This is a genomic window from Pantoea sp. PGP6 (assembly GCF_053474785.1).
Map to the genome: position 1 here is coordinate 4,217,223 of NZ_JBQBMA010000001.1, position 18,887 is coordinate 4,236,109.

The window sequence follows — 18,887 nt, forward strand, 5'->3', positions numbered from 1 at the left end:
CCCGATGAAACTGATTGGCAGCTATACCAGCCCGTTTGTGCGTAAGATTTCGGTCATCATGCTGGAAAAAGGCATTATCTTTGAGTTCGTTAACGCATCGCCCTACAGCGATGACAGTCACGTTCCGCACTACAATCCGCTGGGAAAAGTCCCGGCGCTGGTGGCTGACGATCAGCAGATCTGGTTCGATTCCAGCATCATTGCAGAGTTTCTGGAGCTGCGCGGCGATGCGCCCGCCCTGCTGCCTGCCGATCCTCATCAGTCGCTGCACATCCGCCAGCTGGAGAAACTGGCGGATGGTGTCAGCGACGCCGCGCTGGTAATTGTGCGTGAGCAGATGCGGCCAGGCAATCAGCAGTCGGAAGAGGTGTTGCTGCGTAACCGGGAAAAAATCCAGCGCAGCCTCGATATGCTGGAGACCCTTGCCGCCGAGGGCAAATGGCTCAATAACGGCCAGCTCAACCTGGCCGATATCGCCACCGGCTGCATGATCGGTTACCTCAATTTCCGGCGGGTGGTACCAAACTGGTGCGTGGAGCGGCCGGCACTGGTGAAACTGGCGGAGACGCTATTTCAGCGCGAGAGCTTCGCCCGGACAACGCCGCCTGCAGCGTGACAGGCCGGCGCGGTGCGCCGCCACGGCCATAAAAAAGGGACGATAGCTCGTCCCTTTTTCACCCGCGGATCGCTGAAAAGCTTATTGCAGCAGCGAGATATCCGCCACCTGCAGGAACAGCTCACGCAGTTTTGACAGCAGCGTCAGGCGGTTAACCCGCACCGCCTGATCGTCGGCGTTAACCATCACTTTATCGAAGAAGTTATCAACGGCTTCACGCAGCTGTGCCAGTTCGATCAGCGCATCCTGGTAGCGTCCTTCCGCAAAGTACGGCTGCAGCTTGCTGCTCAGCGCGGTGACAAACGTCGCCAGCTGGATCTCTTCATTCTCTTTCAGCAGTGACGCCTGCACGCTGTCATTCAGCGTTTCGGTCGATTTTGCCAGAATGTTAGAGACGCGCTTGTTGGCAGCGGCCAGCGCAGCGGCTTCATTCAGCGTACGGAAGTGCGATACCGCTTTCATGCGGGCATCGAAGTCAGCCGGACGGGTCGGACGACGCGCCAGCACCGCCTGCAGCGTATCAATGCTGTGGCCTTCTTCCTGATACCAGGCGCGGAAGCGACCCAGCATAAAGTCGATCACATCATCCACTACGCTGGCGTTGCTCAGCTTGCTGCCATACAGACGCACGGCTTCTTCAGTCAGGGTTTGCAGATCAAGCGGCAGATTCTTCTCAACGATGATGCGCAACACACCGAGTGCGGCACGACGCAGAGCAAACGGATCTTTGTCGCCTTTTGGATGCTGACCAATGCCAAAAATGCCGGCCAGCGTATCCATTTTGTCGGCGATCGCCAGCGCACAGGCGACCGGACTGGACGGCAAATCGTCACCGGCAAAGCGCGGCTGATACTGCTCATTCAGCGCGACGGCCACATCTTCAGCTTCGCCATCGTGACGCGCATAGTGCATCCCCATCACGCCCTGCGTATCGGTGAACTCGAACACCATATTGGTCATCAGGTCACACTTCGACAGCAGGCCCGCGCGGGTCGCATGGTTGACATCGGCGCCAATCTGACCGGCAATCCAGCCGGCCAGCGCCTGGATGCGATCGGTTTTGTCACGCAGCGTGCCCAGTTCTTTCTGGAACAGCACGGTTTCCAGGCGCGGCAGATGATCTTCCAGACGTTTTTTGCGGTCGGTATTGAAGAAGAACTCCGCATCGGCCAGACGCGGACGCACCACTTTCTCGTTACCCGAGATAATCTGGCGCGGATCGCTGGATTCGATATTGGTGACGAAAATGAAGTTCGGCAGCAGGTTGCCGTTATCGTCATATACCGGGAAATATTTCTGATCGCCTTTCATGGTGTAGACCAGCGCTTCAGCCGGCACCTTGAGGAATTTCTCTTCAAAGGTGGCGGTCAGCACCACTGGCCACTCCACCAGCGAGGTCACTTCTTCCAGCAGGCTATCACTGAGATCGGCATTACCGCCCAGACGACGGGCGGCGGCTTCGGCATCGGCCTTGATCATCGCTTTACGGGTCTGGTAGTCGGCGATCACCTTGCCGCGTTTCTCCAGCACGTCCGGATACTGATCGGCGTTGTCGAGAGTAATGTCATGCTCGCCCATGAAGCGATGGCCGCGAATGGTGCGCGCAGAGTCCACGCCCAGAATGGTAGCGGGAATCAGCTCATCGCCCAGCAGCAGCGTCACGGTGTGAACCGGACGGACGAACTGCACGTCGCTGTCGCCCCAGCGCATCAGTTTCGGCACCGGCAGTTTGCTCAGCGCGGTGGCGATCATCGCCGGCAGCAGAGCCTGAGCCGCTTCGCCCTTAACCTGAGCGCGATAGACCAGCCACTCGCCTTTGTCGGTGCTCAGACGTTCAGCCTGATCAACGGTGATGCCGTTACCGCGTGCCCAGCCTTCTGCGGCTTTGGTGGCGTTACCGTCGGCGTCAAACGCTGCGCTGACCGCCGGGCCGCGCTTTTCCACTTCCCGATCGGGTTGTGAGGCGCTCAGGTTCGCCACTTTCAGCGCCAGACGGCGCGGTGCGGCAAACCAGCTGACGTCGCCGTGGTTCAGATTGGCGGCATCAAGTTCCGCAGTGACCTGCGCGGCAAAGGCTTCAGCCAGGCTGCGCAGGGCTTTTGGTGGCAGCTCTTCGGTGCCGATCTCCACCAGGAAGGTTTTCTCAGTCATGGCTGCCTCTTACTTTTTGTTATTGCACATCGGGAAGCCCAGTGCCTCGCGAGAGGCGTAGTAAGCTTCAGCCACGGCTTTCGTCAGGGTGCGGATACGCAGAATATAGCGCTGACGCTCGGTGACCGAGATCGCCTTACGCGCATCCAGCAGGTTGAAGCTGTGTGCGGCTTTCAGAATGCGTTCATAGGCTGGCAACGGCAGCGGTTTTTCCAGCGCCAGCAGGTGCTGCGCCTCTTTCTCGTACTGCTCGAAGCAGGTAAAGAGGAAATCCACGTCGGCGTATTCGAAGTTATAGGTGGATTGCTCCACTTCGTTCTGATGGAACACGTCGCCGTAGGTGGTTTTACCCAGCGGACCGTCGCTCCACACCAGATCGTAGACGCTGTCGACGCCCTGGATATACATCGCCAGACGTTCGAGACCGTAGGTGATTTCACCGGTCACCGGTTTACACTCCAGGCCGCCCACCTGCTGGAAGTAAGTGAACTGCGTTACTTCCATGCCGTTGAGCCACACTTCCCAGCCCAGTCCCCAGGCACCCAGCGTTGGGTTTTCCCAGTTATCTTCCACGAAGCGAATGTCATGCACCGTCGGGTCCATACCCAGCTCTTTCAGCGACCCGAGATACAGCTCCTGAATGTTGTCCGGTGACGGTTTGATGATCACCTGAAACTGGTAATAGTGCTGTAAGCGGTTCGGGTTTTCACCGTAGCGACCATCGGTCGGACGGCGTGACGGCTGCACGTAAGCTGCGGCGATCGGCTCCGGGCCGAGTGCGCGCAGGCAGGTCATTGGGTGCGAAGTGCCAGCGCCTACTTCCATGTCCAGCGGTTGAACAATGGTGCAGCCCTGACGTGCCCAGTAATCCTGCAAGGTCAGGATCAGGCCCTGAAAGGTCTTGGTATCAAACTTTTGCATGTTGAATTTGCACGCGATTGGCTAGATGAAAAAAGAGTGCGACAGTATACCCTTTGACCGCGCGATGTGCAGCCGGAAATCCTGTACGGTTGCGGCGCGGTTTGGTTGTCGCGTCCTTTTGCCGCCATACAGAGGGCTCCGAATCCTGCCGGCAAAGGTTGTTGCCACCGCCGCGCCTGGCTACCCTTCTCCGCACGGACGTTATGCGCAAGAGGACGCCATGCCGCAGAAGATTTACTGGATCGATAATTTACGCGCGGTTGCCTGCCTGATGGTGATCGTGATCCACACCACGACCTGGTATATCACCGGGCCGATGGCGGTCACCGGCACGTCGTGGGACGTCGCCAATCTGCTGAACTCCGCCTCGCGGGTCTGCGTGCCGCTGTTTTTCATGATCTCCGGCTACCTGTTTTTCGGCGAACGCAGCGCCCAGCCGCGTCATATGATCCGGCTGGTGCTGTGTCTGCTGTTCTACAGCGCGGTATCACTGGCGTATATCACCTGGCTGACGCCGATCAGTGAAGGCCGATCGATCCTGAAAATGCTGCAAAAACCGGTATTTTATCACCTGTGGTTTTTCTTCGCGCTGATCGGTATCTATCTGATGTCGCCGCTGATTCAGGTGAAGTCGGTACAGGCGCGCTATGTGGCGCTGCTGGTGCTGGTGCTGGCGGTGCTGGCCAATCCGAACACCGTCAGTCAGTCGCTGGGGCCGTTTCACTTCCTGCCGGTCAATCTCTATGTCAGCGGCGACAGCATCTACTACCTGCTGTATGCGCTGTTAGGACGGGCTATCGGCACCATGGAGACAGAAAAACGCGGGCTGACACCCGCTGCCAGCGGGGTGTTTATCGCCTGTGTGATTGGCATTGCGCTCGGGACAAAGCAGGCGTTACGGGACAATGGCGCGTTTAACGACACCTGGTATCTCTACTGCGGACCGCTGGTCTTTATCGCAGCAATCAGCTTACTGCTGGTGTTTAAAAATGCCCTTAACCAGCGCGCGCTGCCGGGTTTATCGCTGATTGCGCGCTACTCTCTGCCGATCTACGGTTTTCACGCGCTGTTTATCCACTATCTGCGTACCCATCACTACGACGATATGTCGCGTCCGTGGTTCGATCTGCCGTGGGTATTCGGGGTGACGCTGGGCGGCAGCCTGCTGCTGGCGATGGTGCTTAAACGCGTTGATAAACGTCACTTCGTCAGCTGATCGGCGTCACGCTGACAGGCGCGACGCAGCTGGCGCGCCGAGGAGAACCCGGCCGCCAGCGCCGCTTTCTCGGCTGATTTGCCCTGCTGCTGATGCTGGCGCGCAATGCTGACCCGCAGCTGTTCATGGTATTCGCGCACGCTGATGCCCAGATGCTGACGGAACAGCCGCGCCAGATGCCGACTGCTGACGTGCGCCCGTGCTGCCAGCTCGGTCAGCGACCAGCTGTACTCGGGATGGGCAATCATCGCATCCTGCGCCCGATGAACCGCCGGGTGCAGATGGTTACGATAACGCAGCCAGGGTGAAAGCTGCGGATCGTCACCGGCGCGGCGGAACCACACCACCATTTCACGTGCCACCGCCAGCGCGGTCGGCGTATCACACAGCTGATTAATCAGATGCAGCGCCAGATCGATGCCCGCCGTAATGCCGGCGCTGGTCCAGATATTGTCATGCCCGACAAACACCCGATTTTCCTGCACCAGTGCCTGCGGCGCAGCCGCTTTCAGCCGATCGATGACCTCATGATGGGTAGTGCAGCGAATGCCATCCAGCAACCCCGCCTGCGCGGCCAGCAGCGCACCGGAACAGACGCAGACCAGCATCAGGACCTGTGAATGCAGTGCTGCCTGCTGCTGCTTCAGCCACTGGCGCGCCTGTTGCGCTTCGGGCGTGGCGTAACAGATCCGCGAGTCATAAACACCTGGCACCACCAGCAGGCTGTCGGCAGGCAAACCTGCCGGTAACGGCTCAATCCCGCCGATGGTCATCCCGGTGGAGCAGATCACCTGCGGTTGCGGTCCAATGTAGCGCAGCACAAAGCGATCGCCCGCCAGCTTAAGCGCCTCCGCCGGGCCAGTCAGATCGAGCGCCATCACTCCAGGCAGGGTTAAAAACCAGACGGTCTGTTTCATCGGCTGGCCTGGATTACACCAGATCCCAGCCGCGGGCGCGCCACAGCGCGGGCAGGTCCGCCATGTTGTCGAATCGCGTGACCAGCGGATGATCCAGTTCCGGATTATGCGCATCGGCGCAGTAGTAGAACACCGGAATACCGGCAGCAATGCCGGCCCGCGCGCCCGCTTCAGAATCATCCACCAGAATGCAGCGCTCAATCGCGACCTGCATCTGCTCGGCAGCGTGGTACATCAGTTCCGGATCGGGCTTCCAGTGCAGAATGTCATAACCGCTGTAGAGGTGGTCAGCAAATAGCGGCAGCATGCCGGTTAAGCCCAGCGAGTGCTGCATCTTCTTCACCGTTCCGTTCGATACCACGCACATCGGCACTTTTATCTGTTCAACCAGCGCTTTGGCACCGTCGATCGGCTGCAGGTGCTGATCAAACAACTGCGCCACCTCGGCGCGGTAGGCGGTTTCCACCTCTTCCATCGGCAACGATTGCTGATGCGCCTCACCGACGTCGCGGATGATGTCGTACAATTTGACGCCTTTATACTGCTCAAACATCTGCTGCAGCGACAGGTCGATGCCATAGCGGGCGAAAGTATTGACGTAGGCCTGGGTGCAGAGCAGTTCGCTGTCCACCAGCGTGCCATCGCAATCGAAAAAGACGCATTCTACTGACATCAGACTCTATCCTTTGATTTTGTGGGAGTCCCTCACTCTACCGTACTGAGCGCAGATTGCGAGAGTGGCAATCGGTTGCGAAAAATCATTGTATTGGCCTGGCAAAATCGCCAGGATACGCGCCGATGAATTTTTCTTCTGGATGGATGGCATGAGCAAGCAAGGCCTTTTGCAGCGCATCTTCAAGCTGCAGGAACATGGCACCACGGTGCGCACCGAAGTGATCGCGGGTATGACCACCTTTCTTACGATGGTCTACATCGTCTTTGTGAACCCGCAGATCCTCGGCGTGGCCGGTATGGATACCCAGGCGGTGTTTGTCACCACCTGCCTGATTGCCGCCTTCGGCAGTATTCTGATGGGACTGTTTGCCAATCTGCCAGTCGCACTGGCCCCGGCAATGGGACTGAATGCCTTTTTCGCCTTTGTGGTGGTCGGCGCAATGGGTTATTCGTGGCAGGTCGGTATGGGGGCGATCTTCTGGGGCGCCGTCGGTCTGCTGATCCTGACGCTGCTGCGGGTGCGCTACTGGATGATTGCCAACATCCCGCTCAGCCTGCGCGTCGGCATCACCGCCGGGATTGGCCTGTTTATCGCTATGATGGGGCTGAAAAATGCCGGCATCATCGTGCCGAATCCCGATACGCTGGTGGCGGTAGGGAATCTGACTTCGCACAGCGTGCTGCTGGGCGCGCTGGGTTTCTTTATCATCGCTATTCTGGCGTCACGTAATATCCATGCCGCAGTATTGATTTCGATGGTAGTGACCACGGCGATTGGCTGGATGCTGGGCGACGTGAAGTTCGTTGGCCTGTTTTCTGCCCCGCCAGCCATCAGTTCGGTGGTCGGTCAGGTCGATATCAAAGGCGCCTTTAACATCGGCATGGCGGGCGTGATTTTCTCCTTTATGCTGGTCAATCTGTTCGACTCGTCGGGCACGCTGATCGGCGTAACTGACAAAGCCGGACTGACCGATGAAACCGGCACCTTCCCGCGCATGCAGCAGGCGCTGTATGTTGACAGCATCAGCTCGGTCAGTGGCGCGCTGGCGGGCACCTCCTCGGTCACCGCCTACATTGAAAGTAGCTCGGGCGTGGCGATTGGTGGCCGCACCGGACTGATGGCGGTGGTAACCGGCCTGCTGTTTTTGCTGGTGATGTTCCTGTCACCGCTGGCGGCGATGGTGCCAGGCTACGCCGCTGCCGGGGCGCTGATTTATGTCGGCGTACTGATGACCGCCAGCCTGTCGCGCGTGCGCTGGGATGATTTGACCGAATCGGTGCCCGCCTTTGTCACCGCCGCGATGATGCCGTTTAGCTTCTCAATCACCGAAGGGATTGCGCTGGGCTTTATCGCTTACTGCGTGATGAAGCTCGGCACCGGCCGCTGGCGTGAAATCAGCCCTTGCGTGGTGATTGTCGCGCTGATGTTCGTGCTGAAGATTGTGTTTATCGACGCTCACTAAACGCTGCGATAACCGCATCAGGCCGCTCCCGTCAGGGTAGCGGCCTTTTTTATTTCAACACCCCGAGCTGACGCAGGTGGGCAAAGCTGGCATCCGTTGCGCCCTGTGGATGAAACTCAAGGCTGACCCAGCCGGGATAGTTGAGATTATCCAGCAGGGTAAACAGCCGCTCGAAATCGACCTCGCCGCTGCCGGGCTGGTGACGGCCAGGCACGTCCGCAATCTGGATATGTGCAATACGGTCAATAAAGGCGGGCAGCACCTGATAGGGATCTTCACCGGCACGCAGTGAATGCCAGAGATCGTACTGCACCGCCAGGTTGTCGCTGTCGATCTGGTCAAACAGCCGCACTGCCTGCTCCACCCCGGAGATCACCGCGCCGGGTACGTCGCCGTGATTGATCGGCTCCAGCACCAGCTGAATGTCGTGCGCCTTGAGCGCGCTGGCGGCCAGAGCAAAGTTTTCACGCAGGGTTGGCAGCGGATCGCCCTGACCGGCGGCCGGTCCTGACGGACAGTTAATGCGCGGCGGTTTCAGCTGCTGACCATAGCTCACCGCCTGATCGATAGCCCGGCGGAACTCGTCACGCCGCGCCGGTTGCGCCGCGAATCCGCGGTCACCTGCATCCCAGTCACCCAGCGGCATGTTAAACAGCACCAGCTGCTGCTGGTTGCGATCCAGCGCCTGCTGGATATCGGCGCTCTCCAGGCCATAGGGGAAGAAAAATTCAACCGCCTCAAATCCGGCCTCAGCGGCGCGGTCGAAGCGTTCATAAAACGGATATTCGGTATAGAGCATGGTCAGATTAGCGGCGAAACGAAGCATATTCTCTCCTGTTAAGATGTCGCCCGGCAGCCTCGCCGCCAGGCGAGTGCGGTTAGCTGACTTGAGTGCCGCCGGCCGGCAGCGGCGCGGTCGGCGGCGCAAAACGGATAAACAGCGTGCCAATTACGTAAAGCGCGGCGCACAGGGTAAAGAAGGTCAGTACGCCGCCGTATCCGCCGGTGAGTTGCAGGATCAGACCGGCGAGAATCGGCACCAGAATGCCGCCCACGCTGCCGGCCATATTCATAAAGCCGCCGACCAGCCCAGCGCGCGCCGGATGGGCGATCAGCGCCGGGATACTCCAGTAGATACTGCCGCCGCCGGTCAGGAAGAAGGAGGCAACTGACAGCATCGCCACGGCGGTAATCGGATTCGCCACGTCCGGCAACGCAAAGAAGATCAGCAGCGTAACGCCGCCCGACAGCGCAATCAGGCTTTTCACCACCGTGCCGTGCTGATAGCCGCGCTTCACCAGCGCATCGACGGCGAATCCGGCCCCCAGTGATCCGGCAGCACCCAGCATAAAAATCACAAAGGTGGCATTACCGATGGAGCGCAAATCGAAGCCGCGTGCCTGCGCCAGATAGCTGGGTCCCCATGTCATCAGGCCAAAGTAGATCATCGCCCAGGTGGCCCGGCCAAACATCAGGCCACACAGCGACCGCCAGTCAACGCCCGGACCGGCGGGCGGCGGCGCATCCGGCGCCACACCGTCGTCACGGCCCTGCCGTATCAGCGCCATTTCGGCGGCGTTAACCCGAGGGTCCTCTTCCGGGCGATCGCGCAGCTTGTACCACGCCAGTAGCGCCAGCGACATGCTGAACAGACCGGCGACAATAAACGCCAGCCGCCACGAGTCGAGCATGTCGATCAGGTAGGCGATGATCAGTCCGCCAAACGCCACACCCAGCGGGCTGCCGCAATCCATGATGGCCGCGCCGCGTCCACGTTCCGATTTGGGCATCCAGCTGGCATTCATTTTGCCGCCAGAGGGCGAAATCGGCGTTTCCGCCACGCCCAGCGCGATGCGGGCAAAGATTAGCGACAGTCCACCGGTTGCCAGCGCCAGTCCAATCTGGCTGAGGCCCCACAGTATGCTGGAGAAGGTCAGCACCTTACGCGGGCCAAAGCGATCCAGCGCCCAGCCGCCTGGCACCTGTAACAGCGCATAGGACCAGAAAAAACTGCTGAGAATCAGCCCCTGCATGGCAGGCGACAGATGGAACTCATCCTTGATGAACGGAATACCGATTGAGAGCGTGATACGGTCCATCAGGTTGACCGCCAGCAGGAAAAACAGCACGGCGAAAATGCGCCAGCGAACCCGGGTAGGCTGGGACGCGGCATCGGAATCAGGGTGTAACGCTTGCATAACTTTCTCCCGCTTGTCAGTGGCGAGGCCGGGTAAATCCCGGACACTGAACATATGTTCATTAACATATCTTATGTTTAGACATTAAAGCGGATCCTGTGAGAAAAGATTTGCGGCAGCTCACACTTCAGTAAATGCAGCGAAAAAGGGCTATAGCAACGCAATAGATTGAATAATGGCTGCCAATTATTAATAACAGTGACTAATTAACGGTGCCTGGAAAGTTGGCTCGATGTCTGAAGTGTGAAGTTAAGCGCATTTTTAACAGCATCACTGCACTTCCCTCTATGAACATATGTTTTACTTAGTAACTTATGAATGAATCAGGAGGCAGGATGAAACAGACCATGCTGGTGCCTTCAGCTCATATTGCTGAGCTGTTCTTTCCGGATATGCAGGATGAAAGCAGAGTCGTCGACATTGCTGATCACCTCAGTCAGCAGCCATTTTATCGTTTCATTGAAACCGGCATGGTGCTGCAACCGGCGCAGGCCCGGCGACTGCGGGATATCAGCGAAACGAAACAGGTGAAGCTGACACAGTGGATGACCTTTGTGCTGAATCAGCAGGGGCTGAACCTCAGCAGTCCTGACCGGATTCAGCGTAAACGCAGCATGAAACGGGCCTGTGAACTGGTGCATCGCGCCGCCGAATGTGGCGCAACGCGGATTGCCTTTGTCAGCGGCAGCGATCCCGGCGCGGCACAGCGTGAAGCGGCAAAAAGCGCGCTCGGCGAGACGCTGGAACAGATCGGCGAGGTGATGAGTCAATACCCGCAGATGATCATGCAGCTGGAGCCGCTGGACCGCTTCGCCCATAAATGCCAGCTCATCGGCCCCACCGACGAAACCCTGCGCTGGATGCAGCAGCTGCGTCGGACCTGCCCACGGCTCTATCTCGCCTGGGACAGCGCGCATGTGGCGCTCAATCAGGAAGATCCTGTCGAGGCTCTGCGTCTGTGGGGAGCGCTGGTGTCACAGCTGCATCTGGCTAACGCCATCCTTGATCCGCACGATCCGGGCTATGGCGATCACCATATGCGTTTTGGCGCGCCCGGTTTCCTGACGCCCGCTGTGGCGACGGCTATCGTGGCAGCAGCCCGGCAGCTGCCGAACGATCCGCGATTAGATGAACGCAGTATTGCGGTGGAGATGCGCACCACGCCCGATGACGATCGCTGGCAAATCGAGCAGGCGTGCCGGGAATTTCTGCAGCAGGCACTCGCCGGGACCGGAGAGATGGCATGACACTGCCGGTACGTCGCGTGCGTACCGGCTGAGGGCCCATCCGTTAGTCGTCTGCAGCCAGCCGGTAGCCCAGCATTTTTTCCAGCGCCAGCCGCGAACGAATTAACACCTCAAGGCTGATGGCCGGATCAACCGGCCGGTCAGCCCGCTGCGGCCAGCTATCGGGCTGGCGATGCATCCGCAGGGGGATCTCCAGGCTGGCCGGAATCTCATTTTCCGCCAGCGCCTGAAGCAGCGGCGCATAATTCAGTTCACCCTCTCCAATCGGCGGGAAATGATATTCCCCGTTCAGCCGCATCACATCTTTAATGTGGCAATGCCGGGCACCGGGCAGCATCGTCAGCGCCTCGGCGATAGGATCCTGCTGTGGGCAGAGCGATACCATGTTGCCGGGATCGAGGTTAAATGCCACCGCCGGATGGCTGACCGCTTCCAGCAGCGCGAAGCCATCCTCAGCCACGGCAAAGGCGTCATAATCCGGATCGCCCCCATTCTCGATACACAAAATGCAGCCTGCCTCTTCGGCAATCGGCGCCATCTGCCGCAGGTTTTCAATTAACGCAGCGCGATTATCGCGTCGGGCAGTGCAGGCATTGAGATAACGGGCCCCAATCAGCCGGGCGAAGGCCACCCGCAGTCGGAATTGTTCCACTGCATCCGGCGCGGCCAGGTTAATGGTGCAGCCAAGCGCGTGCATCTTCAGGCCCGTCTGCTGTTTAAGATCGTTGATGCGGGCGGCATTCTCCTGACCAAACAGGGCCGGATCGAGTTGGCCCACATAACCCTGATTGTAAGCCAGCTCAATGTAAGCGAACCCCGCCGCACGCACGGTCTGGAAGGCAACTTCCGGCGGATGCCCATCGAACATGGCGCTGTTCACGCCCAGCTTCATTTTTTCCATCATCGTCTCCTTAAGACGTTAGCTATGACGCCAGCTTCAGCGCTTTTCATCCAAACTTTACAAACGTTCAATACCGATTCTTATGTTCAAAGATATAGAGCAAAGCATGCCAGGGTGAAGTGATGACGGTCACAAAAAAAGCGTAACCCGTATCGGCAGATAGAGTTGCGGGCAGGGTCACATCGGGGTAAAGGTGATGAGTCTCAACAGGATTCGGAGCAGACGGTCAGCCGAAGCCTGCGCAGCTGGTCACAATGAACAAATGACTTATCTATGCGCTTATGAACAGAAGCTTAAGCGCTCGCGAACCGCAGCATTCCGTCAGATTTCAGGATGCACGCTGCGTTCATTGGGCAGGCTGGTCAGCCGCAGGGTGCGGGGACCAATATTCGGTTTACTCATTTCCACTTCACGTAAGGCGATCCACTGATGGTCGTTATCCATCTCCCACAGATGCAGGCGCTGGGTCGCGGGCGAGAGCGCGCAGGACCAGACCAGCATTGGTTCAGCATCGCATACCACCTGGATATCGGGATAGAGCGATGAACGCAGACGGCCTGCGCCCGGCAGCAGCCGCAGCGAATCGAGCCCCGCTTCGCGCTCGCCGGTCAGCTTGAGCAGGCTCTGGCGCAGCGTCCAGATTTGCGTTACCGCTTCGACAAAATCCTGCTGGGCATTAATCCAGGCGATCTCCCCGGAGGTTAATCCCTGCATTAACTGTTCCTGAGTCTGGCGACTGCGGGCCCGCACGATTTCCATGTCCAGGCCAGCGCGGCCGCCCTCTTCAGCCAGCAGCACGCCGACCGTATTGCCGGCATAAGCGATGCTGAAATCAGGCAGATCGGGGTCAGCAAAAGCGGGGCGTCCGTGGCAATCGGTGGTCAGGCGCGGCAGCGTGTTAATGCCATAAACCCGCAGCATCAGCTGGGCCAGCAGCGTACGCGCGGCAAGAAAACGCCCACGGCGCTTATCAGCAAACTGCTGTGCCGTATCAATAATATGCTGGGGAATGCGCATATCTTGTGCAGAGAAGTCGGGGTTACCCGTCCAGCGTACAAAATGACCAGCCATCTGTCGCTCCGTGAAAATGGTCAGATAATCATCAGCTGCATTGTAAGAATTTTCTTAACTTAATGCATCCGGCACAACACAGAATGAACCAAATTAGGAATAGGATGAGCGATCTGGCTAGATTCGCGGCGGTGAAAATTCAGTCGGGTCAGAATAAGCGTCGCGACGGACATCGCGACGCCAGCGGCATCAGGCGAACCGGCACGCCTGTTCAAAACTGAGGCGCGGCAGACGCGGGTGCAGTTTTGACGCCTCGCCATAGCCGAGGTTAATCAGCAGGTTAACCTGATACTGACTATCAGCAAAGAACGCCTCATTCACCTTCGCCGGATCAAAACCGGACATCGGGCCGGCATCCAGTCCCAGCGAGCGGGCCGCCAGGATCAGGTACCCGGCCTGCAGGCTGCTGTTACGAAAAGCGGTCTCTTTCGCCGCTTCCGGGCTGCCGGTAAACCAGCTGCGGGCATCGGCATGCGGGAACAGCGCAGGCAGCTGCTCGTAAAATTCGCGGTCCCAGGCGACGATCACCGTGACGGGCGCACTCATGGTTTTTTCGAGGTTGCCGGAAGAGAGCGCCGGTTTCAGCTTCTCTTTACCTTCCGCCGACGTCACGAAAACAAAGCGGGCGGGCGAGCAGTTAGCCGAGGTCGGGCCCAGCGCCGTTAAGCTATACAGCTGTTCCAGCAGGGCGTTGTCGACCGGCTTCGCCTGCCAGTAACTGTGGGTGCGGGCGTCGGTAAACAGCGTGTTCAGTGCGGCAGTGTCAAGCGGTGTACTCATGCAACTCTCCTGTTTCAGGCAAAAAATTTCGCCCAAGGGTGACCACGAATAGGGGTTCGCTGCCGGCGTGATGCCGCGACGGCGGCAGATAATAGCGTTTATCAGACGGGACAAATCACGACCATCCGCCGTCGATCATCAGGTCGGCGCTCTGACCGTTATACGGCAATGCCGGGCCGCCGCAAAATAACATATCAGCAAGAATCACCGCAGGTGCGCAGTAAAGTGAAAGCGTGAAAGCGGGGAAAGGCGCCGGTCCGATAAGGACGCACTATCGGACCGGCAAAAGCGAGGTTATTTACCGATACAGAAGCTGGAGAAGATGCGGCCCAGCAGATCATCCGAGGTGAACTCGCCGGTAATCTCACTCAGCGCCTGCTGAGCCAGGCGAAGTTCTTCTGCCAGCAGCTCACCAGCCCAGGCACCCAGCAGCTGCGCTTTGCCCTGCAGCAGGTGCGTCGCTGCTAACTCCAGCGCCTGCAGATGACGACGGCGCGCCAGGAATCCGCCTTCCATATTGCCGGCGAACCCCATACTCTGCTTCAGGTGATCGCGCAGTTCATCAACCCCGGTGCTGGTGCGTGCCGACAGCCGAATCACTGCGTGGCCATTTATCTCTGTCAGGCCTGGCTGTTCACCGGTGACGTCGGCTTTATTGCGCACCACGGTAATCGGTAACTCAGGCGGCAGGCGTGAAACAAAGTCGGGCCAGATGGCCGCGGCTTCGGTCGCGTCGGTGGTAGTGCCATCGACCATAAACAGCACCCGGTCAGCCTGCTCAATCTCCTGCCAGGCGCGCTCAATACCGATGCGCTCGACTTCATCGCTGGCCTCACGCAAACCGGCGGTATCGATGATATGCAGTGGCATACCATCAATATGAATATGTTCACGCAATACGTCGCGCGTGGTGCCGGCAATGTCGGTGACAATCGCCGCGTCACGACCCGCCAGCGCATTCAGCAGGCTCGATTTGCCCGCGTTAGGCCGACCCGCAATCACCACCTTCATCCCTTCACGCAGCAGGCTGCCCTGGCGCGCCTCAGCCCGTACGCCATCGAGATCGGCGATCACCGCATTCAGCTGCGCTTCGATTTTGCCGTCAGAGAGGAAGTCGATCTCCTCATCCGGGAAGTCAATAGCTGCTTCAACGTAGATGCGCAGATGAGTCAGGGCTTCCACCAGTTGATTGACGCGGGTGGAGAATACCCCCTGCAGCGAATTGACCGCAGAACGGGCCGCCTGCTCTGAGCTGGCATCGATCAGATCGGCTATCGCCTCGGCCTGCGCCAGGTCGAGCTTATCGTTGAGAAACGCGCGCTCTGAAAACTCACCCGGCTGGGCGATGCGTACGCCGGGCAGCGCCACGATGCGTTTCAGCAACAGATCGAGGATCACCGGACCGCCGTGGCCCTGCAGCTCCAGCACATCTTCACCGGTAAACGAGTTAGGCCCCGGAAACCACAGCGCAATGCCCTGATCCAGTACGCTGCCGTCAGCATCGGTAAACGGCAGATAGTCGGCATAACGCGGCTTAGGCAGTTTGCCCAGCAGCTGCTGCGCCACCTCGGCTGCACGGGCACCGGAGATGCGCAAAATACCTACGCCGCCGCGTCCGGGCGGCGTAGCCTGGGCAACAATGGTATCGCTGTGGCTCATAAATTCTCTCTCGCTACAAAAAACAAAGGCGGTCGCTTTGACCGCCTGAGGATAGACCGTTTAGGGCGGGATCGCTCCCGCTTTACATCGCTTAGGCTTTCTTCTTGTCGCGGCTATGCAGACCACGTTTTTCCAGGCCGCGATAAATCAGCTGCTGCTGGAGAATGGTAACCAGGTTGCTGACGATGTAGTACAGCACCAGACCTGACGGGAACCACAGGAAGAACACGGTGAAAATCACCGGCATGTAGGTCATGATCTTCTGCTGCATCGGATCGGTCACGGTGGTCGGTGACATCTTCTGAATGAAGAACATGGTAATGCCCATCAGAATCGGCAGGATGTAGTACGGGTCCTGCGCGGACAGGTCATGGATCCACAGCACAAACGGCGCGTGACGCAGTTCAACAGAACCTGACAGCATGTAATACAGTGCCAGGAAGATCGGCATCTGGATTACCAGCGGCAGACAGCCACCCAGCGGATTGACCTTCTCTGCTTTATACAGCGCCATCATTTCCTGGCTCTGCTTCTGCTTGTCATCACCCAGACGTTCACGCATCGCCTGAATCTTCGGCTGCAGCATGCGCATCTTCGCCATCGAGGTGTACTGCGCTTTGGTCAGCGGGTACATGATGCCACGCACGATAAAGGTGATCACGATAATGGAGAAGCCCCAGTTACCGATGAAGCTGTGGATAAATTTCAGCAGCTTGAACAGCGGCTGAGAGATAAACCACAACCAGCCGTAATCGACGGTCAGATCAAGGTGCGGCGCAATGGCTGCCATCTTGTCCTGAATTTCCGGACCGACCCACAGGGTTGCACCGAGGTTCTGCTGTGCGCCTGCGGCAATGGTCACCGGCGCAGATTTGTAGCCAATCGCCGCCACGCCATTACCCAGGTTGCTGGTGTAAAGGGTGTTGGTGCCATCGGTACGCGGAACCCATGCGGTGGCAAAGTACTGCTGCAGCATCGCCACCCAGCCGTTGCTGGTGGTGGTGTTCAGGTTCTCGTTATCCGCGATATTGTCGAATTTGTACTTCTCATATTTCGAATCGCTGGTGGAGTACGCCGCGCCACGGAAGGTATGCAGTGCAAAGTTGTTGCTGCCGGTATCACGGTGCTTCGGCAGATCAATGGTCTGCTTCAGCTGGCCAAACAGCGACACTTCCAGCGGCTGCTGAGTGGTGTTGTTGACATGATAATCGACGTTAACCGCATATTCGCCACGCTTGAAGACGAAGGTTTTGGTGTAAACCACGCCGTTTTCAGCGGTATAGGTCATCGGCACACGCAGCTCGGACTGGCCTTCCGCCATTTCGAAGTGATCCTGCGTGGTGGTGAACAAAGGACGCGCGCCGTTGTTCGGGTTGTCCGGGCCATTACGACCGGTCAAACCACTCTGTGCCTGATAAAGGAACGATGGCGTCGTTTCAAGCAGCTGGAACGGCTGGTCGGAACCCAGTTTGTCCGGGAAAGTCAGCAGCTGTGCTTGTTCAACATCACCGCCGCGGGTGTTGATATTTAATGACAGGACATCAGTCTTAACGGTGATCGTCTGGCCCTGACCGCTGGCCGGTACACCCTGACTGGCGGCATCACCCGCTACGCTGTTAGTGTTTTGTGTGGTCTGCGTCTGCTGTGGCTGCGGAGCGTGGTCCGTCTGCCAGGCTTGCCAGATCATAAAAGACACGAACAGAAAAGCGATGAGAAAGAGATTGCGTTGCGAATCCATCGTTAATGTTCTCTGGTATCAAAGGTTTTTGGCGGCACAGGATCGTCACCACCCGGGTTCAAAGGGTGGCATTTTAATACGCGTTTTAACGTCAACCAACTGCCTTTTATCACGCCAAACCTGCGTAACGCCTCAATTCCGTATTGAGAGCAGGTCGGATGAAACCGACAGTGTGGGCCCAGTAATGGACTGATGCCGCGTTGATAGACGCGTATCAGGACGATCAGGAGCCGCGCGCCAGGCGACAGTGACGACGCCATAATTTCTCCAACGCTTCCGCCAGCATACGGTTATCCAGATCGGCAACCCCTTTCTTCGCCACCACCACGAAGTCCATCGACGGCAGTTCATGTTGACGCAGACGAAAGCTTTCGCGGGTCAATCGCTTGATCCGGTTACGTTCGTGGGCACGTTTCACATGTTTTTTAGCGACGGTGAGACCGATGCGGGGATGCCCCAGCGCGTTAAGGCGGCCGAGAATAGTAATTTGCGGCGTGCCAGCCCGTTGTGGCTGCTGGAAGACGAAAGTGAAATGAGTGGGAGTTAACAAGCGTAACTCCCTGGGAAATGCGAGCTTACCCATCAGGGCTAGCTTTATTACTTAGAAACGGTCAGACGAGAACGGCCTTTAGCACGACGACGTGCCAGAACCTGACGACCATTTTTTGTAGCCATACGAGCACGGAAACCGTGTGAACGGTTGCGCTTCAGTACGGACGGTTGAAAAGTGCGTTTCATGGCGGTTTCTACCTAAACTTGAAAATTTTCACTGGGTGACGCGTTTCGGGCCAATAAATCGACCGACGCCTCAATGTGTCTTTAATAAAGAGGCGGGATTGTAATAATTGTACAGTCCCGAGTCAATTTACTTCGCGTGTCGCAGTACCTGGAAACACGGATACAGCCCGCTGAGTCCGGGCATTGGGCTTAACGCGACAACGCCGGGTGACGAATTATACGGGCTCCCGGTTAAAGCGCAAGGATCGCGCCGGATCTTATTGCGATCAAATTGGCGGATCGTGGGGATAAAACGAGAAGTCACCCGAAAATCTGACGCATTCAGCCAGATTCCTGCTGGTTTTTCCCGCAACTGGCGTAAACTTCTCTGCGCGCCTTTCGCCTGTGGATAAAAAGGATCAAAACTGTGTAGAAAGGGAAGATCTCTGTCTCGCTTTGCGCTATGATCCGCCCTTCCGCTGACGATCCTCCGGTGATTGCAGGACGGAAAACCGCTGATAGCGGTCGCAGGCGCTTTCTTACGTCTGTGTCAAAAATGAACGTTTCTTAGAGTAACGCCTACTATTCTTATCGAATTTGTACGAGTGGAGTCCGCC

The 18,887-nt window shown here is 58.0% G+C and carries 18 protein-coding genes; 4 read left to right on the plus strand and 14 right to left on the minus strand.

The genetic code is table 11. The annotated features are described in order from the left end of the window. Positions 1–4: 4 nt before the first annotated feature. Complete coding sequence (locus ACLIBF_RS20320; protein ID WP_279810139.1) at positions 5–616, plus strand: glutathione S-transferase; 612 nt, start codon at positions 5–7, stop codon at positions 614–616. Between the two features lie 81 nt (positions 617–697). Here the strand turns inward: ACLIBF_RS20320 and glyS are convergent, their stop codons facing one another. After that, the gene (gene glyS / locus ACLIBF_RS20325) at positions 698–2,767 is read right to left on the minus strand and encodes a glycine--tRNA ligase subunit beta (protein WP_069728628.1); all 2,070 of its coding nucleotides are present in this window, start codon (positions 2,765–2,767) and stop codon (positions 698–700) included. 9 nt (positions 2,768–2,776) lie between these two features. After that, positions 2,777–3,688: a glycine--tRNA ligase subunit alpha gene (gene glyQ, locus ACLIBF_RS20330; RefSeq protein ID WP_031375581.1), complete on the minus strand. Its 912-nt coding sequence runs from the start codon at positions 3,686–3,688 to the stop codon at positions 2,777–2,779. A 220-nt stretch (positions 3,689–3,908) separates the two neighbouring features. On the opposite strand from glyQ, the gene ACLIBF_RS20335 reads away from it, so the two are divergent. Then, on the plus strand, positions 3,909–4,904 hold the full coding sequence (locus ACLIBF_RS20335; protein WP_031375582.1) for an acyltransferase: 996 nt from the start codon (positions 3,909–3,911) through the stop codon (positions 4,902–4,904). Here ACLIBF_RS20335 and ACLIBF_RS20340 read toward each other — a convergent pair. Together ACLIBF_RS20340 and yieH are read right to left on the minus strand one after the other, a co-directional pair. Beyond that, a complete protein-coding gene (locus ACLIBF_RS20340; protein WP_279810138.1) occupies positions 4,889–5,821 on the minus strand; it encodes a GlxA family transcriptional regulator in 933 nt (310 codons plus the stop codon). The genes ACLIBF_RS20335 and ACLIBF_RS20340 overlap by 16 nt on opposite strands. Before the next feature lie 13 nt (positions 5,822–5,834). Further along, positions 5,835–6,494: a 6-phosphogluconate phosphatase gene (yieH, locus tag ACLIBF_RS20345; protein ID WP_069728629.1), complete on the minus strand. Its 660-nt coding sequence runs from the start codon at positions 6,492–6,494 to the stop codon at positions 5,835–5,837. Between the two features lie 151 nt (positions 6,495–6,645). Here yieH and ACLIBF_RS20350 point away from each other — a divergent pair, with 151 nt between their 5' ends. Further along, complete coding sequence (locus ACLIBF_RS20350) at positions 6,646–7,959, plus strand: NCS2 family permease (protein ID WP_031375585.1); 1,314 nt, start codon at positions 6,646–6,648, stop codon at positions 7,957–7,959. Positions 7,960–8,008: 49 nt separating this feature from the next. Here the strand turns inward: ACLIBF_RS20350 and ACLIBF_RS20355 are convergent, their stop codons facing one another. Together ACLIBF_RS20355 and ACLIBF_RS20360 are read right to left on the minus strand one after the other, a co-directional pair. Next, the gene (locus ACLIBF_RS20355; protein WP_031375586.1) at positions 8,009–8,785 is read right to left on the minus strand and encodes a hydroxypyruvate isomerase family protein; all 777 of its coding nucleotides are present in this window, start codon (positions 8,783–8,785) and stop codon (positions 8,009–8,011) included. A 52-nt stretch (positions 8,786–8,837) separates the two neighbouring features. Next, positions 8,838–10,157: an MFS transporter gene (locus ACLIBF_RS20360; RefSeq protein WP_448310358.1), complete on the minus strand. Its 1,320-nt coding sequence runs from the start codon at positions 10,155–10,157 to the stop codon at positions 8,838–8,840. Between the two features lie 335 nt (positions 10,158–10,492). Here ACLIBF_RS20360 and ACLIBF_RS20365 point away from each other — a divergent pair, with 335 nt between their 5' ends. Then, on the plus strand, positions 10,493–11,404 hold the full coding sequence (locus tag ACLIBF_RS20365; protein ID WP_031375186.1) for a sugar phosphate isomerase/epimerase family protein: 912 nt from the start codon (positions 10,493–10,495) through the stop codon (positions 11,402–11,404). Positions 11,405–11,447: 43 nt separating this feature from the next. Here ACLIBF_RS20365 and ACLIBF_RS20370 read toward each other — a convergent pair whose 3' ends face one another. The 8 genes from ACLIBF_RS20370 to rpmH all read right to left on the minus strand — a co-directional run bounded on the left by ACLIBF_RS20370 (position 11,448) and on the right by rpmH (position 18,291). Next, the gene (locus ACLIBF_RS20370; protein WP_279810137.1) at positions 11,448–12,308 is read right to left on the minus strand and encodes a sugar phosphate isomerase/epimerase family protein; all 861 of its coding nucleotides are present in this window, start codon (positions 12,306–12,308) and stop codon (positions 11,448–11,450) included. A gap of 318 nt (positions 12,309–12,626) precedes the next feature. Next, on the minus strand, positions 12,627–13,376 hold the full coding sequence (locus tag ACLIBF_RS20375) for a 4'-phosphopantetheinyl transferase family protein (protein ID WP_279810136.1): 750 nt from the start codon (positions 13,374–13,376) through the stop codon (positions 12,627–12,629). Between the two features lie 189 nt (positions 13,377–13,565). Beyond that, positions 13,566–14,156 carry a malonic semialdehyde reductase gene (locus tag ACLIBF_RS20380; protein WP_031375183.1) on the minus strand — a complete coding sequence of 197 codons (591 nt, stop codon included), beginning with the start codon at positions 14,154–14,156 and terminating at the stop codon, positions 13,566–13,568. 294 nt (positions 14,157–14,450) lie between these two features. Then, positions 14,451–15,815, minus strand: a complete 1,365-nt coding sequence (gene mnmE, locus ACLIBF_RS20385) for a tRNA uridine-5-carboxymethylaminomethyl(34) synthesis GTPase MnmE (RefSeq protein ID WP_046289493.1) — start codon at positions 15,813–15,815, stop codon at positions 14,451–14,453. Between the two features lie 91 nt (positions 15,816–15,906). Continuing rightward, positions 15,907–17,553 carry a membrane protein insertase YidC gene (gene yidC, locus ACLIBF_RS20390; protein WP_031375182.1) on the minus strand — a complete coding sequence of 549 codons (1,647 nt, stop codon included), beginning with the start codon at positions 17,551–17,553 and terminating at the stop codon, positions 15,907–15,909. A 2-nt stretch (positions 17,554–17,555) separates the two neighbouring features. After that, positions 17,556–17,813 carry a membrane protein insertion efficiency factor YidD gene (gene yidD, locus ACLIBF_RS20395; protein ID WP_072051038.1) on the minus strand — a complete coding sequence of 86 codons (258 nt, stop codon included), beginning with the start codon at positions 17,811–17,813 and terminating at the stop codon, positions 17,556–17,558. Continuing rightward, positions 17,777–18,136, minus strand: a complete 360-nt coding sequence (rnpA, locus tag ACLIBF_RS20400; RefSeq protein WP_008926396.1) for a ribonuclease P protein component — start codon at positions 18,134–18,136, stop codon at positions 17,777–17,779. The genes yidD and rnpA overlap by 37 nt, the downstream gene beginning before the upstream one ends. 14 nt (positions 18,137–18,150) lie before the next feature. Beyond that, entirely contained in the window at positions 18,151–18,291 is a 141-nt protein-coding gene (gene rpmH, locus ACLIBF_RS20405; RefSeq protein WP_003849659.1) for a 50S ribosomal protein L34, read from the minus strand. Between the last annotated feature and the right edge of the window lie 596 nt (positions 18,292–18,887).